This window comes from Bacillus sp. RIT 809 (assembly GCF_016892495.1).
GTDB lineage: Bacteria > Bacillota > Bacilli > Bacillales > Bacillaceae_G > Bacillus_A > Bacillus_A cereus_U.
On the sequence record NZ_JAFEMR010000021.1, the window covers coordinates 34,572 to 50,563 of the forward strand.

The window sequence follows — 15,992 nt, forward strand, 5'->3', positions numbered from 1 at the left end:
AAGTAACCGTCTTTACCTACTCATTTCAGTTAGAAGCTCCAGAGCCCATTCCATATTCATCCCTTACTGATTCCCACCACATATCAGCTCTCTGAAAAGTTTTGAATATGTACTCTTCCCTTTCATTGCTTTTAGTTATTTTTTACAGTTTATCACATTTGACCTTAATATAAACCTGAATTTTCTGATTTTATAACAAAGATTTTCATTCTTGGACCCTTTAACCATAATTAACTCCTTGTTTTTAACATTCCGTGGAGGCTTAGGAATTTTAGCAATAGTTATTACCAATTTATCCCTTATAATATATAATCAATATATAGAGAATTTCTTTACAATACAAAAACGGGGTGAAGTTATGGGTTGGTTTACTAAAAAAATTGGTAAGTTTAAGAGCAGTATTCAGACTGACGATGATACTTTAGGGGTTATTATACATTTCACACCTATCGCTATATATTTATACACCTGCGATGAGTATATAGAAACATTTGACGGTGCGCTCACTTTTGAGACTGAAAACGGAAATCAAGTAGAAATCGGGGGTACTTTCATTTCTCTTGAAGTTGATGCAAATTTTCGCATGGACGATATAATATTTGATTACAAACTAAAGGAAAGCAATCTACCTATTGTTGAATTAAAAGCCTACGTATGATGTTTATTGATGGATCAGTCATGGCACAGCTCGGTACTCCTAATATGCAAATCAATTATTAATAAAAAAGAGCTAAAACAGATAAAACTGTTTTAGCTCTTTTTACGTATTCAACTTAACAAATCTATAACTATGCGTAACCAACACTTTTAATATCGCATATCCTGGAATTGCTAAAATAACCCCCATAATTCCAAATAAATTTCCGGCAGTTAAAATAATAAAAATGATAGTAATTGGATGAATGTCTAACTTTTTCCCCATTACTTGTGGTGAAATAAATTTCCCCTCTGCTAATTGTACAACCATCATGACAATAATTACTTTTAAAATCATTGCTGGTGAGTCAATAAAAGCAATAATTAACGCTGGCGTTATCGCAATAACAGGACCTACATATGGAACGACGTTTACAATCATCGCCAAAATAGCAAGTAATACCGCGTATTTAATGCCGATTATAAGATAACCAATGAATAGCATAATACCGATAAATAAACTAACGATAATCTGTCCTCTAATATACGAACTAATCGCATAATGCATATCATCTAATATTCTCTTCGCAGCTGGTTGTCTTTGTTCAGATATAAACTTTAAAAAATGATTTGGTAATTGCTCACCATCTTTTAAAAGATAGAACAATATAAATGGAACCATTACAAATGTTAAAACAACTTCAGTAAGTGTACTTAAAAATCCAGTTACATTTCCTGTTACTGATGATAATGATTTTGTAAAATTCATTGTAGAATCTTTTACGATATTAGCAACATCAATATTTAAACTTTCCTGCATTCTACCAATTACATTACTTTCTCCAAATTTACGTGCTGCCCTTTCGATTTCATGCCCGAAATATGGCAAGTTGTCTATTAAAGCATTTACTTGATCTTTAATAATCGGAATAACCGTCACCGCAAGAAAAACAAATAATCCAAGAACAAGTATATATATCGAGGCAATTGACACAATTCTCGACACACCTTTTCTTTCTAAAAGAGAAACGAATGGATGCAATATATAAAATAGTACTCCCGCTAATAAAACTGGGAAAAAGATTGTTTTTAAAAATACGACGAACGGTGTAAAGACGAATGATATTTTTGTAAGTAATAATATATTTACAAACAGCAACGCAAATCCAAGTAGTACAGCTAAATAATTTTGTTCTTTAAAAAACTTTTTCAACTTATCTCTTTTTCTTATATTTACTTTCTCCAAGTGTACCACCTCTCTAATTAGGAAAAGCCCTAAAAAGGGCTTTATAAAATAATTAATAATAGCCTTTATTTCCTTGCAGCTTTTACTACAAATGATACAATAAGAATTAACACAATTGCCCCTAATAGTGCTGGCACGACATGAATCCCACCAAATGATGGCCCAAAAGATCCAAATAATCTACTACCTAACAAAGCTCCTAGTAAACCAGCAATTATATTTCCAAACATACCAGCCGGAAAATTTTTACCCGTTATAGAACTAGCAATTGCACCTATAATAGCACCAACTATTAATGTGATAATCCATCCCATTTTTAGTCCTCCATTTCTATTATAGAATAAATCTATTTATCAACTAACTTATTACGTAACCCTTGTAATTATTATATCCAGAAATGAAAAATCTTGTCAAACGCATGAAAATACAGAAAAAAGGAGCGTTATTATTTATGATTCAAAAATTAATAGCAAACTCTTATCATACTGCTTTGTCTATTTTAAACATTCAAATTCCTGCTTACGAAATTGAAGCAAAATACATAAATAGTATGGCCATCCCCCGTTTATACGATACTGTAACTGATATTCAAAACTGCGATGAGACATTCCATGGATATTTCCTGGAAAATTCACTCATTGGATTTATTTCTTTTAAAGTTGATGAAGATATAGTTGATATCCATCGTTTAGTGGTCTCACCCAATCATTTCCATAAAGGGATAGCAACTAAGTTACTACTTTTTATATTTGACATGTTCTCTTCTTCAAAAGCGTATATTGTACAAACAGGGAAGAACAATACGCCTGCCCTTTCTTTATATAAAAAACATGGTTTTATTGAAATTCAAGATATCGTACTTCCTGATGGAATGGTTTTGACCTCACTTAAAAGACAGAATACACAAAATAGTTTGACTTAACTATTTATTTATGTTATTTTTTACCTTATAAACCTTTTGCTGAATCCAAATTTTGGAGCGGGGGAACCATTTATGTAGCTTTTTGCTACTTGGGGCGAATCTTTTTTAAGTAGGGACACTCTCACTTCCCGAGTCCGACAGCTAACCTCGTAAGCGTAATGGGAGAGGAAGGTGCTTTTTTGCCTATGTTACACAGTATGCCTCCTTAGTTATAAATATGGGAACGATACCAATTAAAAACCTATATTTATAGAAAAGGAGAAATGTATAATGTTACGTTTATCAGATCACGCAATAAAAATGATGGAGCAAAGACTTCGACTAGAACAACACCGCACATATCAAGCAAATAAAGTTGTAGATAACTTACATCACAAATACTTCTTTCAGCATATTTTCCAGCCAAAAAGATAAGTACTGACCTTTAACAAAATACAGCGTACACTTTTTCGGTGTACGCTGTATTTTTCATTTTCTCGCCTTAATAATAAAAGTAGTCGGCACCATTCTAGCTTTATGTAAAGAATCGCACTTCGTAGAATATTCAAATTTTCCCGAGTGTTTTTTGGCGTAATATTTACCAACCGAACTGAATTATAGCCCCTTTATTTGAAATGTATTATTTTACAATCGTTATTCGGAATCAGAAAAGCGACTTATAATGACAAAAATTTGCCCACCATGTTTGCTTTTATTTTTGATATTCAAGATGATTATGTCTTTTACACCCAAATAAATAGCAAGCCCCCATACTATAAGTTTCAAAGTCTAATTGAGGAACATATCCAGATTCGATACGTTCTATCATTTTTTTATAATAATTATTCTCTTTTATATATTCCTCAATTAACTCTTTCTTATCGTGTTCTGTCCAGTTCTCTTCTACTTCTTCTTTCTTAACATCTTCTATTTCTGCTTCCTTCTGATCAATTGCTTCTCGTATAACTTCATTTATACGAGAGAAATGATTCATTTTAAATAGAGCATAAACAAATCTACCAATCCAATTGGAACTTTTCCAGTATTCTTTGTACCCCTGTTCAAACCATTGAATTGCTTCTTTATAGCAATTCAATTCAACATATAAATCAGCTACACTGATTTCCCCTATAAAATTATCAGATTTTTCGTTAAACATATCCAACTTCTCTTTAGCTTCTGTTGTTCTCCCTAGATCAATTAAGCACTTTACATGGTTATACATTATATTATCCGAATCCCCTGCAACTCGTAAGAATAATTCCGAAGCTTCTTCCAGCTCTCCGAGATTATAATGAGCTACAGCTAGATTGTGATATGCTTCATTGGATGGTTGAATCGAAATAGACTTTTGTAATGCATCTTTAGCTTCTTTCCACTTTTCTTGTTTAATGTAAATTTCCCCTAGAATGTTATAAGGAAAGTATGAGGAAGGATTCAACTTAACAGTTTCTTTTATTAATTCAAGGGCTTTCTCATCATTCTCTTCCTCATAAAAGTACATCCAAGCAAGATTGTTAAGGGATTGTACATCTCTAGATTCATATACTGCTTGCTGAAACAGTTCCATTGCTTCCTCATATTCATTTTTTTCAAACATTTCAATAGCCTTTTGATTAGTGTTCAAATAAGTACCTCCGAAGCACATTAATAATTAAAAGATTAATTTACAATTAATTCAACTATTCTACATCATTATTTTAATAATATCATTTTACAATATGCAAATTTATTTTAGCATAGGTTTTAACAACACCACATAAATTTATGTGTTAATTATTGTATTAGATCCATTGAAATGTTCATATAACAAAAAAGGGATGCAATTCATATGTGAATTACATCCCCAATTAGTCTGTTATTTAATGTCTTCTCTCGTCAACCGAACCTGTTACCATTCAGCTACTCCCTTTTCTTAAGATGCATGCTCATCTTTCTTCTTCTTCATTAACGCTCTCTTCTTCATCGCTTTCGTCAAGTATCCACCTTTAAACGAACGGATTTCATAAGAAGACATAAACGCTTTCGGTGCAATTTCATTAATAATTTCTAAAAGTTCTTTTTCTCTTGAACGCTTCGCAACGATATCTAAGCGATAACGTATAGAATTTATTCCTTCACCTTCAAATACTGTAACGCCAAATCCAGAATGGCGTAATTCATTTACTAATTCATTACAACGGTCTAGTAAACTAACTTGATACGTAATATATCCAATTGCTAATTTATTCTCTATATAACCGCCTAATAATAGTCCCGCACTAAAGCCGATGACATAGGCAACAATGTTCATCCAATTTGATAAATCTTGAAATACAATACCTAAACTGACAATGTAAATTGCTCCTTCTAACAATCCTACACCTGCAGCGGATCTTGTTTGATTCTTTACAAGCAAAATCGTACGGATTGTTAAAGTTGGAACGTAAATAATTTGAAGCACAAAAATAAGTAACGCTTGTAACATTGGTATCCACCTCTTTCGCAAATTCTTTTGTCATGATAACATACATAAGCTTTAGAAATCGATGGGTTTTTTAATTTTTTTTAATTTTTTTTCATACTATTGAAATGCCTCAAAAATAAGCGTATTATATTTGGCGTAAATCCGATAAATACCAGTAAATCACTCGTATTATATCATTTATTTTTAAACGCAAAAAAGGAACCAGATTAGGTCCCTTTCCTCATAACTCTATGTTTTTCGAAGCCTGTTCTCTTTGCTTCTCTTCTTCTTTCACTAACTGCATATTCGCATAAGCTAAATTTGCAATCATTAAAAAGTGACCACCTAAAATACCTGTACCAAATGCCCACATTTCCATTTCATGCTCAATTTCATACATAATGATAGCCCCTAATATTGCGGCTGCAAATCGGTTTAGAACTCCTAATCCAGGAGCCTTTTCTTTCATCACAATACTTCTTCCTAATTTTTCAACTCTGCGAGCTAATAACCAAAGACAGTATGCACTTACAGCTAATCCAATACCGAATCCTGTCACTTGTTTTCCAAACGGAGTAACCGCCCACATTAGTAGTAAACCACTAAAGATCGTATACAATTGTAATCGATATACACGTAAGGCTACTTGAATCAAAATATCCGCTCCTAATTTCACATTTTATTATGTGTCAGAAGAAAAGCAGCAACTTACACAGTTGCTGCTTTCTCTTGTTCTTGTTCATGATCCATTTTTTGAATTTCAACACGTTTAATTTGATAAGCATCTTTTTCTAACACTTTAAATTCATAGCCTTCTGCTTCAACGCATTGTCCTTCTTCGATTTCATGATTTTGCATCATAATCCATCCACCGATTGTATCCACATCGTCTTCTTCAATGTGTAATCCAAACAAATCTTTTACTTCTGTGATAAGCACTTTTCCATCAACAATTTTATGATACTCGTTCACATGTTGAATTGGTGGTGCTTCATCTTCATCATATTCATCACGAATTTCGCCGACGATTTCCTCCAATATATCTTCAAGCGTTACAATTCCAGCTGTTCCTCCGTACTCATCATATAAAACAGCCATTGGAATTCGCTTCTTCTGCATTTGCAGTAATAAATCATGAATTGGAGTCGTTTCCATAACTTCAATAATCGGACGCATATACGTGCGAATCGATGATAAATCTTCTTGATCGTTGTTCATATATCGAATAAAGAAATCTTTTACATTGACCATACCGATAATATCATCTTTATCTTCTCCAAAAATCGGATAACGTGTGTATCGTTCATTTTGGATTACTTTCATGTGTTCTTCTACTGAATCTTCAAGATAGAAACCAACGATTTCTGTACGCGGCACCATGATTTCTTTCGCAATGCGATTATCAAATTCAAAGATATTATTTACATACTTGTATTCAGCTTGATTAATTTCTCCACTTTCGTAGCTCTCTGAAAGAATAAGACGTAACTCTTCTTCTGTATGAGCTACTTCATGTTCAGAAGCTGGCTTCAAACCGAATAAACCAGTTACAACACGAGCAGAACCATTCAATACCCAAATAAATGGATACATAACTTTATAGAATATCATTAACGGACCTGCTAATAACAATGTCACTTTTTCAGCTTTTTGAATTGCCATCGTTTTCGGAGCTAATTCCCCGACTACAACGTGCAAGTACGTCATCGTCATAAATGCAAGACCAAATGTTACTACTGATGAGATAGAAGGATTTAAGTTCCATTTCTCAAATAACGGGTGTAATAATTTTTCTATCGTCGGTTCACCTAACCAACCAAGCCCCATCGCTGTAACTGTAATACCTAATTGACAAGCAGATAAATATTCATCTAAATTTGTTGTTACCTTTTTCGCTGCTAACGCACCGCGTTTCCCTTCCGCAACAAGCTGATCAATGCGACTTGAACGTATCTTAACAATCGCAAACTCTGCTGCTACGAAAAATCCAGTAAATGCGATTAAAATCGCAACCATGACTAAATTAAATATTTCCAATGAATCCCCTTAGTTAAAAAACTAAGGTGTCCACCTCCTGTATACTATAATGTTTTCTTATTTGTTCGTTAGAAAACATAGCCCGATACAAAAATTAAAGAGGTCGGATTTCACTTATTCTATAATAATAGAATAAGTGTCTGTATTAAAGCTGTCGTTTGACCTGATAAAGATTTCGATATTTTTTCACGTTGTGAATCAGTCAATTCATCTAAAAGAGGCTTTAACTCCGTTAGCTCTGCTTCTAATCTATGAATATGGTCTGTCACTTCATTCACTTGTTTCGAAACGTGTTCATTGATACCGAGCAGCTTTTTCTTCTCCTCGATTCTCTCTTTAATCTCACAAAGCGGCATATGCATTTCTTTGCACTTCTCAATAAATTGTAATGTCTCAAATGCTGTTTCGTCGTAATAGCGATAATTAGATTGAGATCGCTCCGCTTTTAAGATTCCTAGATTCGTATAATAATCAATCGTTCGTTTCGACACGTGAGCCATGAGAGCCAACTGTCCGATTCGATACACCTTCCCAACGATCTTCCCCCCCTTGTTTATATTACTATTATCATACAATACATAAACTGTACAGTCAAACGTGACGGTTTGTTATTCACATTGTATACACAATTCCATAACGCTCTACAACAATCAGAAAATTAAGTTATAATATCATTATAAAAGAAGAAGGGAGGCTACGCTCATGTACTACAACACTTCATTCGAAAACGATCAACCTGTAGGCCGTCTATAATCTAAGACGGGCATTCATATAATAAAGTGAAACTTTAATCAGTGGGGGTTTTCTTCATCCCCCACTGATTATTAGTTGAACCAATCGGGCATTTACGGGCAGTTGATCCACCGCCTAACTTCTTTGCTTTCGCTGAATTTTGAGGTGGGAGTTTTACTGCCCGTTAATGCGGGACAAGTGCGCCATGCCTCGTCTTAGGGAATAAATCATAACCCTAAAAATAGACGGAGGTCATTTAAATGAAACAAACAATTTTAGGAGCTATATGTTTATCACTAGCAGCAAGTATTTGGGGCGGTATGTACGTCGTTAGTAAATACGTACTCGACTTTATCCCGCCACTTACACTCGTTTGGCTACGCTTTATTATCGCTTTTGTTGTTTTATATGTGATTTTGAAAACAACTGAAAAAAAGCAAAAGAAAAAAGTAACCATACACAAAAAAGACTGGCTATTATTCGCTTGGATTGGCTTCATCGGGTATTTCATTTCGATTACATGTCAATTCATCGGGACAAAATTATCCGACGCTCATACAGGCTCTTTAGTAACATCAGCTACACCTGCATTTATGGTTATATTTGCAGCGCTTATTTTAAAAGAAAAACTAACCACTCGTAGACTTTTATCTACTATCATAGCGACAATCGGTGTCATTATCGTTATCGGATGGGATATTGAAATCGGCTCCTATTTTATCGGTACATTCATTTTAGTTGGAGCCGCTATTACATGGGCTTTACTGTCCATTTATGTAAAAATCGCTTCAACTCGATTTTCATCTTTAATTATTACAACGTATGCAATATTCTTTTCACTCTTTTTCATTACACCTTTTATGATGTGGGAATTCCAATCAACTCCTATTGAACATATGAACATGTACGTATTATTAGGAGTACTCTATTTAGGAATCGTCTCAACCGCAGGTGCATTTTTTCTTTGGAACAAAGGATTAGAATTAATGGATGCTAGCATCGGTTCATTATTTTTCTTCTTCCAACCCATCGTTGGTTCGCTACTGGGCTGGCTTTTATTAAATGAAACATTAAGCAGTAACTTTTTCATTGGTGGTATCCTTATTATATGTAGTGTGTTAATTACTACTTTTGAAAAGAGAACGTAGTATAAAAAACAGGCAGAGACTAAGTCTCTGCCTGTTCGCATAATTGGCTCTTGGTCGTGAAAAGCAATGCAAATTGGTATATTACTTTGCAAACCACTACGTGCATTGATAAAACTACACACTGTTCTCGCAATTAAATATAAAGTAATACCTACAGCCCTTTTATCTGAATCAAAGCCATTTTCACCATAAATATCAGCTAACTCTCCTAAAGACGGTCCTTCTATTTCATCCGTCCAATCACTGGCCCAATCCTCATCATCTTCTTCAAGAAACATGTAATCGTCACAAATATAGAACTGACTATCCCACTCATTATCAAGATCATACTCAAAATAAATCGCCTTCGCTTCTTCACTTTCAGCAATTTCTAACGCTTCTTTCAAATCAATTCTCATACTTTCCTTGTATAAATCTAATGGAATCAATTTAATGCGCTCCGCATGCTCACTTGATGCTAACGTGCTACAAATATCATAATACTTCGATTCTATTTGAGATACTGATAACGAAGATACTGATAACGAAAATACGTCTCCCTGCATTCCCTCTAAATACTGAAAAATATCCAAACTATTTCACTCCATACTCTTTACGCAGTCCAATGACCTGGACGAGACAACAATTTCGGTAATTTCGTATGTTTGTCCCCTTTCGCCGCATTAATTTGAACTTGCGTAAGAAAAATACTATTTGTAAAATCTGTCCCGCGAATGTCTGCATCTCGCAAGTCTGCTCCGATGAGATCCGCTCCCCTTAAATTTGCATCTCGTAAATTAGCCGCAATAAGATAAGCCCCTCTTAAATTTGCTCCTTGTAAATCTTTCTTTTTCAGATTCGCTCCCATAAGGTCTGCTCCGCGATGACTGATTCGTTTTTTACGTGCAACATTCATTTCCTTCCATACTAATTCACTCGTCTCTAAAAGGAGAATGTTCACTTCTGCACGGTGTAATGGCACATTTACTTCCATTAACTCATCTGGACTTAAATTCGATAGGCGTTCTGTCTCTTCAATTGCTTTGTTAAGCTCGTTATAAATTGTACGCGTCGCCTTTAAAAGAACGGCTTCCTTCAAATACCACAGCATTTCATGAAGCTGATGCATTACCGGAAAAACATCATACATTTTTCGCGCATGCTCGGCATCTGTCCGCCAATCCATTCCTTTAAACGTAACTTGAGAAATCTTTTGCCCAGCACCAAAACATTCAAACACTGTACAACCTTTATACCCTTTTCCTCTAAGATCTCTATGTATACTACATTTATAATCTGATTGTAAATTTGCACAAGGTTTACCACCATCTTTATTCACCGCAAAATCTATTGATGCCGCGAACGGTAATGCCACACAACATAATCCAAAACACTTTTCACAATCCGCTTTTAAACTATTGTGATTTACATCCTCTTCTACATGAAAATAATCGTTATGATTAGTCAAAATATATACCCCCTGTTGTCTTTTGACTATTTCATAATATTCCAACTGCACTAAATAATCAATTTTAAAATAAATAGACCTATTTCATTTCAAACAACAACATAATCCTTTTATTTCTTTTCATTTAAAAAGGACTTCCACTACAATATTAATTATAATTAAATTATGAACTTTCGAATAATAAGGAGGATTACAATGGCATTAGAAATGAAAACAAACTGTCAAATTTGCGACCATTCCCTTCAGCCCGATTCTGAAGCATACATATGCGTGTATGAATGTACATTTTGTGCACCATGTACAGAGGAAAGACAAAACGTTTGCCCGAATTGTGGCGGCGAGTTAGTACGTAGACCGAAAAAGAAATAATAAAAAGGCAAAAACGAACAGGAATATGTTCATTTTTGCCTTTTTATTTAACCTTTAAAATTACTTCTATTATTGATTTAAATGATTTTTAACTGCTCTTATAACCAATTCATGATCTACTTCTGGTGGTAATCCTGAGACTGTTATCATCCCAATAACCCCTACGTTTTTTATTTGGATAGGAAAGCATCCACCAAACGCAGCATATTCCGAGCCATCTAAACGGTATTTTTCATGATATGGAACTCCGCTTATTTCACTTTCTATCTGCATATAATACGAGCTATGATTATGCAGGGAAACGACCCGTTTTTTACGCTCAATCCATTTCGTATTTTCCTCAGTTGTCCCTGTCATCTTGAAATGAAATAATTGCACACCATTTTTTGCTATATCAACAGCAATCAATTTCCCCTCTCGCTTTGCTGTTTCAACGATAAATAAACCTAATTGCAAGGCATCTTCATTTGTAAAAGAGGAAAATTGAAGTGTTTCCTCCTCTATTAAAATTTGTTTACTTATTTCACTCAAATTTGAAGTACTCATATCTTTAACCTCCCGAATCGTTTTATATCACATTGGCATTTTTTTGATTTCACAGACGCTATAGTATCGTAAAGCTTGTTTGCTTCTTACTGGTGCTATTATGAATTATATTTAACTCATTAAAAATGTATGTACTTTAAAGTGCTATAGGTACTAAACATTTAGTACAGGAATCGTCTACTTCTGTGATTCAGCTAATTCATGATAAGAAGTACAAAAAAAGCAAAGCGCCCACGCTTTGCTTCTTACAGAATTCCTTTTAACTTTTCACAAATTAACTTCGCTAAATACGCATAGCCTTCTGCTCCAAAGTGTAATCCATCTTTTTCTTCATCTTCTACGAATATTTTATAATTTTCTTCTTGAATCATCTCAGCATATAAATTAAGAAAATGGCCCCCTGTTTTTCTTGCTACTTCCTCTACCGCCGCTGCATACTGACCGAGTACTTCATTCGTTCTATTACGTTGTCTTTCTTCATCAACTGGTGCAGGACTAATAAGTAATACTTTTTCTGGTGAGATCGCACTTACAATTTTCTCTAAATTTTCTTTGTACGACTGTAATGGAACTGGATCAAATAACACCGAATCATTCGTACCAAGAAAAACTGTTACGAAATCTGGTTCATGCAATAATACATCCTCTTCAATCCTTTGTAGTGCATCAAACGTATTATCACCTGGAACACCTGCATTAACCACTTTCCAATTTGGAAACATCTCTTGCAAACGTGGTGTTAACCTCGGCGTTCCATCAAAAAATGTTTCATCAGCTGTAATACTATCCCCAAAGCATACTAACGTTTTCATAAAGCTAACTCTCCTTTTACGTATGAAACAGCTTTCCTTCTATCGCTTTCATATATCTTTCCGCAGACCGTTCAACTGCCTCATTTGCATGTTCTTTCACTACTCGGTGAAAGGCATTATATAAACGATTAAACTGTAACGGCTTCACGCGATTCGCCATTTCCTCCACTTTCCTTGCTGGTAGTGGAATTAAGTTTGGATAGCTGTACATGAAGCTCACCCACTGTTGATCCGCTACAACTTGAATAATATCACCTGTTAATAAAATACCTTTCCCATCATTTCCTTCTTCCCAGTGTAATACAGAACCGCCACTAAAATGCCCTCCGAGACGATGAACAGTAATTCCATCCGCTAATCGTAAAGACTCGCCAGTCCAATAAATGATACGACTACTCGGGCGCATAACCCACTCTTTATCGTCTTCATGTATATAAATTGGTACATCAAATGTTTCTGCCCATTCTACTTGTGTTGAATAATAATGCGGATGGGATAGTGCAATTGCATCTAATCCGCCCCACTCTTTTATCTTCTCAATTGTCGTGTCATCTAAATAAGTAATACAATCCCATAGTAAACGATATGACTCTGTTTTTACTACAAATGCCGTTTGACCGATCGCAAATTCTCGTTTTGTCGTAATACTATAAAGCCCATTTTCTTCTTCTATCATTTCATTTTTATATGTATCACTCGTTTGCAAGTTTTCTAAAGTCGTCCAAGACTGCCCTTTCGGATTAATATATTGTCTCTCCTCATCACAAATAAGACAACTTACCGGTTCTTCTACACTCGCTGCATACTGAACGCCACACGTTGTACAAACGAAATTATTCATAGTCATTCTCCTATCCCTTTAATTTTTTATTAAGCTGATATTTGTTGATAGTTTTCTGCTTTTTTATTTTCAATCGATAAGCTTATAAGAGTAATAAAGTAGACAACTGTAACCGCCAGTGGAATTACGGTAAATCCTTTTTCCGCAAAAAGAATCCCACATACTGACGTTACTAATACAGTTCCCACTGATAATAATCCATAACTTTTACTTTCATAAATCCATACGTACGGTACAAAATGAACACCTATTAACATCGCTACTACAAAAGGTAACCACTCTGGAAATTGAAAATATGCAAGTAATACAAACGGAATATTTAATACATTTATCCCACCAATTAATCCAGCTAAAGTCCCTAACGGATTCCCTTTCGCAAACATATCAATTTTTAATATAGCAGCTATCATTAAGCCGCAAGGAAATACACAGCCCATACCAATTAAATATACCCACACAACTTGCTTTTCTGAAAGAAGAACACCAGTTATGCTCGCTACAATCCAAAATAAAAGACCAGCTATTATAACGGGAAATCCCTTCTTCGTTTTTTGTGCCAAATCTCTTTTTGCTTCTGAAATATTCACTTCACTATCTCCCCCCAATATTTGTGCTATAAAGTCGTCTCAATTTCGTCCATCCAATAACGCCAAGCTTCTAAGTAATCTTCTAAATCTTTCGGGTGATGTCTTAAACACGTATCTATACGCAAATATAAGCCTATGACTATTTCCTCATATAAATCTCGTTCTTTTTTATGAAATACACATTGTTTCATCGCATAACAAATTGCTTCTTTTGTTAAATCTTCCGGAGTTGAACAGAACGCGTAAATTAAATCATATATAGGATCTCCTAAGACTGGTAAAGGATCTATCACACCGGTTAACTTATTCTTTTGAAATATAAAGTTATGGAATCCAAGATCACCATGCAATAAAAATGGCTTATTTATTCCAGTCCCCCTATTTGGACTATTTGTAAGCTTAAGAACAGTTCTATACTCTTCATCACTTATATGTGGTTTTAGGTTTTCATAAGCTTCTATCACATTTGTTGTTAAAAATTCATTCCAAGATTGAACCGGACTTTCTTTCCATCCCCATCCATCTATATCTGAAACTATTTCATACTTATTAATACCTTCTTTTACAAGTGTACTAAGCGTAATCCGTTTATATCCATGTTCGCACGAAGTACTCCCTTCAAAGAAAGAATACACAATATATCTATTTAAAGGCTCCATATACAAAAGCTTCGAAAATAAAGTATTCCCCTCATAAAAAGAAAGAAAATTCGCTTCTTCACGTATTACTTCCGATTCATTCGACTTCACAACATATCTTCCATCCAACAAATATACAGTACTTGTCGTTCCTCCGCTCAACACTTTCATGCTATTTGGATAATGTGAAATAATCTTCTCATTAACTAGTTGTTCAGCGATTACTGAAATGTTCATTCACTCACCCTCATATCTGAAGATTCCCTCAATTCAAAAGACAACTTTACTATTATTTGAAAAATCAATTAAAAACCCCTTCCAACATCTTAATATTACAGAAATTAATTTTCATTTTATTAAAACGGCTTCCTTCAAGATTTCATCATATAATTCATTCCATTTATAATGATACGCTGCACTCTCTTCTACTCTAACAAACATCCTTTTATCGGATTCATACTCACCGCCAAACTTATGCACTTCATTAATCTCCATCCGATAGAACGGCTGATACCCTACTTTTGGATACGGACTATTTTCATTCCAATTTGAATTATCACTATGGTCAACGATAATATATCCAAATAAAGTACATTCTCCTTTTACATAACCTTCTTCCCACGCTTCTCTTTTAAAACATTCTTCTGATAGTTCCCCTTCTTCTATATGCCCACCAGGAAAGTCCCAACCACGCTGCTCATGGTCTATTAGTAAAACCTTATTATTATGAAAACAAAAACCGTGAACACTCGTGATTCTTTCGTATTCTGGCAATATACAATCTTTTTTCCACGTTAACTTCACTTTTGATTCCCCATAATTTGCGTATATAGTTACCATTTCCCTCACTCCAAATGATCTTCATTTAATCTATTAATTTCTATTGAATTATCTCTTTCTTTTAACTTACGAGCTAAACTTTCCACACCAAATACTTCTGTAAATGTGTGACTACCTACAATTAAGTTAATGTCTTTAAATTTCGCATGTTGTACTGTATATAATGTTTTTTCTCCTGTTATGTACGTATCACAACCTTTTTCTAGTGCACGCTCAATAAGGTTTGTATTATTTCCTGCACCTGTTAAAATCGCAATCCGTTTTACTGGCTTATCATGATTTTTCCAACTCTTCACTTTCTCTTCCATTCTCTCTTCAAGTTTTCCAACTAAGTTTGAAAAGGGAATCGCTTCTTTATATTCTCCTATTCCCGGTAGCTCTTCTTCCTCATACGTGGAATATTCCAGTATTGTATCTATCCCAATTTCGTTAAATAACGACGTACACGTGCCAAACTTTACAAAATCTAACGGCAAATGAATCCAAAAATGATTCATTTCATATTCTTTTAATTTTTTAATACAAGCCTCTTCCATACCGAATAAAAAACTCCACGGCGCATGATGTGTAAGTATCATATCAACCCCATTTTGATATGCTTCTTCAATCGTCTCTAGCGTCAAATTTGTCGTGTAACCTATTTTGTGAAATTCCTCTTTACTAATGTGAGTGAAACCATACTCGTCATCACCGTATTTATTAAGATGCTCTTCAAAAAGTGATGCAATATGTTCTTTAAACTGCGTTATATGCATTTTCATTTCTC

The 15,992-nt window shown here is 34.4% G+C and carries 20 protein-coding genes, 2 pseudogenes, 1 riboswitch and 1 other annotated feature (1 of these 24 only partly in view); of the genes and pseudogenes, 5 read left to right on the forward strand and 17 right to left on the reverse strand.

Annotation, left to right across the window (positions count from 1 at the left end; all coding sequences use genetic code 11):
* Positions 1-135 (reverse strand) — a binding site (T-box leader) (it extends 73 nt beyond the left edge of the window).
* 223 nt (positions 136-358) lie between these two features.
* Complete coding sequence (locus JTF23_RS20585; protein WP_033714105.1) at positions 359-658, forward strand: hypothetical protein; 300 nt, start codon at positions 359-361, stop codon at positions 656-658.
* A 102-nt stretch (positions 659-760) separates the two neighbouring features.
* Here the strand turns inward: JTF23_RS20585 and JTF23_RS20590 are convergent, their stop codons facing one another.
* Together JTF23_RS20590 and JTF23_RS20595 are read right to left on the reverse strand one after the other, a co-directional pair.
* Positions 761-1,882: an AI-2E family transporter gene (locus JTF23_RS20590; RefSeq protein ID WP_002110910.1), complete on the reverse strand. Its 1,122-nt coding sequence runs from the start codon at positions 1,880-1,882 to the stop codon at positions 761-763.
* Between the two features lie 65 nt (positions 1,883-1,947).
* Positions 1,948-2,196, reverse strand: a complete 249-nt coding sequence (locus JTF23_RS20595; RefSeq protein ID WP_002110912.1) for a GlsB/YeaQ/YmgE family stress response membrane protein — start codon at positions 2,194-2,196, stop codon at positions 1,948-1,950.
* A 137-nt stretch (positions 2,197-2,333) separates the two neighbouring features.
* Between JTF23_RS20595 and JTF23_RS20600 the strand changes: the two genes are divergently transcribed.
* Entirely contained in the window at positions 2,334-2,804 is a 471-nt protein-coding gene (locus JTF23_RS20600; RefSeq protein WP_131231075.1) for a GNAT family N-acetyltransferase, read from the forward strand.
* A gap of 27 nt (positions 2,805-2,831) precedes the next feature.
* Positions 2,832-2,976, forward strand: a riboswitch (cyclic di-AMP (ydaO/yuaA leader).
* A gap of 98 nt (positions 2,977-3,074) precedes the next feature.
* The gene (locus JTF23_RS20605) at positions 3,075-3,218 is read left to right on the forward strand and encodes a hypothetical protein (protein ID WP_000945246.1); all 144 of its coding nucleotides are present in this window, start codon (positions 3,075-3,077) and stop codon (positions 3,216-3,218) included.
* Between the two features lie 54 nt (positions 3,219-3,272).
* Here JTF23_RS20605 and JTF23_RS28375 read toward each other — a convergent pair.
* From JTF23_RS28375 to JTF23_RS20630, 6 genes and pseudogenes are all read right to left on the reverse strand, one after another.
* Positions 3,273-3,350, reverse strand: a pseudogene (locus JTF23_RS28375) (class I SAM-dependent methyltransferase); the annotation flags it as partial.
* A 145-nt stretch (positions 3,351-3,495) separates the two neighbouring features.
* Positions 3,496-4,410: a tetratricopeptide repeat protein gene (locus tag JTF23_RS20610; RefSeq protein ID WP_204209511.1), complete on the reverse strand. Its 915-nt coding sequence runs from the start codon at positions 4,408-4,410 to the stop codon at positions 3,496-3,498.
* Between the two features lie 288 nt (positions 4,411-4,698).
* Positions 4,699-5,250: a DUF2179 domain-containing protein gene (locus tag JTF23_RS20615; RefSeq protein ID WP_002110919.1), complete on the reverse strand. Its 552-nt coding sequence runs from the start codon at positions 5,248-5,250 to the stop codon at positions 4,699-4,701.
* Between the two features lie 220 nt (positions 5,251-5,470).
* Positions 5,471-5,884 (reverse strand): ATP synthase subunit I, encoded by a 414-nt coding sequence (locus tag JTF23_RS20620; protein WP_098778190.1) that lies wholly within the window; start codon positions 5,882-5,884, stop codon positions 5,471-5,473.
* Positions 5,885-5,937: 53 nt separating this feature from the next.
* A complete protein-coding gene (locus JTF23_RS20625; RefSeq protein ID WP_002110921.1) occupies positions 5,938-7,266 on the reverse strand; it encodes a hemolysin family protein in 1,329 nt (442 codons plus the stop codon).
* A gap of 119 nt (positions 7,267-7,385) precedes the next feature.
* A complete protein-coding gene (locus tag JTF23_RS20630) occupies positions 7,386-7,793 on the reverse strand; it encodes a MerR family transcriptional regulator (RefSeq protein ID WP_033710905.1) in 408 nt (135 codons plus the stop codon).
* Between the two features lie 465 nt (positions 7,794-8,258).
* Here JTF23_RS20630 and JTF23_RS20635 point away from each other — a divergent pair, with 465 nt between their 5' ends.
* Positions 8,259-9,146, forward strand: coding sequence for a DMT family transporter (locus tag JTF23_RS20635; RefSeq protein WP_204209512.1), 888 nt, complete (start codon positions 8,259-8,261; stop codon positions 9,144-9,146).
* 23 nt (positions 9,147-9,169) lie between these two features.
* Here the strand turns inward: JTF23_RS20635 and JTF23_RS20640 are convergent.
* A pseudogene (locus tag JTF23_RS20640) lies at positions 9,170-9,718 on the reverse strand (hypothetical protein); the annotation flags it as partial.
* Between the two features lie 20 nt (positions 9,719-9,738).
* Entirely contained in the window at positions 9,739-10,593 is an 855-nt protein-coding gene (locus tag JTF23_RS20645) for a pentapeptide repeat-containing protein (protein ID WP_204209513.1), read from the reverse strand.
* Between the two features lie 195 nt (positions 10,594-10,788).
* On the opposite strand from JTF23_RS20645, the gene JTF23_RS20650 reads away from it, so the two are divergent.
* The gene (locus JTF23_RS20650; RefSeq protein WP_001162783.1) at positions 10,789-10,962 is read left to right on the forward strand and encodes a DUF1272 domain-containing protein; all 174 of its coding nucleotides are present in this window, start codon (positions 10,789-10,791) and stop codon (positions 10,960-10,962) included.
* A gap of 69 nt (positions 10,963-11,031) precedes the next feature.
* On the opposite strand, the gene JTF23_RS20655 is transcribed toward JTF23_RS20650, so the two are convergent.
* The 7 genes from JTF23_RS20655 to JTF23_RS20685 all read right to left on the reverse strand — a co-directional run bounded on the left by JTF23_RS20655 (position 11,032) and on the right by JTF23_RS20685 (position 15,981).
* On the reverse strand, positions 11,032-11,508 hold the full coding sequence (locus JTF23_RS20655; RefSeq protein ID WP_002199830.1) for a heme-degrading domain-containing protein: 477 nt from the start codon (positions 11,506-11,508) through the stop codon (positions 11,032-11,034).
* 245 nt (positions 11,509-11,753) lie between these two features.
* Complete coding sequence (locus tag JTF23_RS20660) at positions 11,754-12,320, reverse strand: SGNH/GDSL hydrolase family protein (RefSeq protein ID WP_204209514.1); 567 nt, start codon at positions 12,318-12,320, stop codon at positions 11,754-11,756.
* A 16-nt stretch (positions 12,321-12,336) separates the two neighbouring features.
* Complete coding sequence (locus tag JTF23_RS20665; RefSeq protein WP_204209515.1) at positions 12,337-13,161, reverse strand: MBL fold metallo-hydrolase; 825 nt, start codon at positions 13,159-13,161, stop codon at positions 12,337-12,339.
* A 29-nt stretch (positions 13,162-13,190) separates the two neighbouring features.
* The gene (locus JTF23_RS20670; protein ID WP_204209516.1) at positions 13,191-13,748 is read right to left on the reverse strand and encodes a DUF7010 family protein; all 558 of its coding nucleotides are present in this window, start codon (positions 13,746-13,748) and stop codon (positions 13,191-13,193) included.
* 26 nt (positions 13,749-13,774) lie between these two features.
* Positions 13,775-14,623, reverse strand: coding sequence for a phosphotransferase (locus tag JTF23_RS20675; RefSeq protein ID WP_070139726.1), 849 nt, complete (start codon positions 14,621-14,623; stop codon positions 13,775-13,777).
* A gap of 111 nt (positions 14,624-14,734) precedes the next feature.
* Positions 14,735-15,226, reverse strand: coding sequence for an NUDIX hydrolase (locus tag JTF23_RS20680; protein WP_204209517.1), 492 nt, complete (start codon positions 15,224-15,226; stop codon positions 14,735-14,737).
* A gap of 5 nt (positions 15,227-15,231) precedes the next feature.
* Positions 15,232-15,981, reverse strand: coding sequence for a Nif3-like dinuclear metal center hexameric protein (locus JTF23_RS20685; protein WP_204209518.1), 750 nt, complete (start codon positions 15,979-15,981; stop codon positions 15,232-15,234).
* Positions 15,982-15,992: the final 11 nt, after the last annotated feature.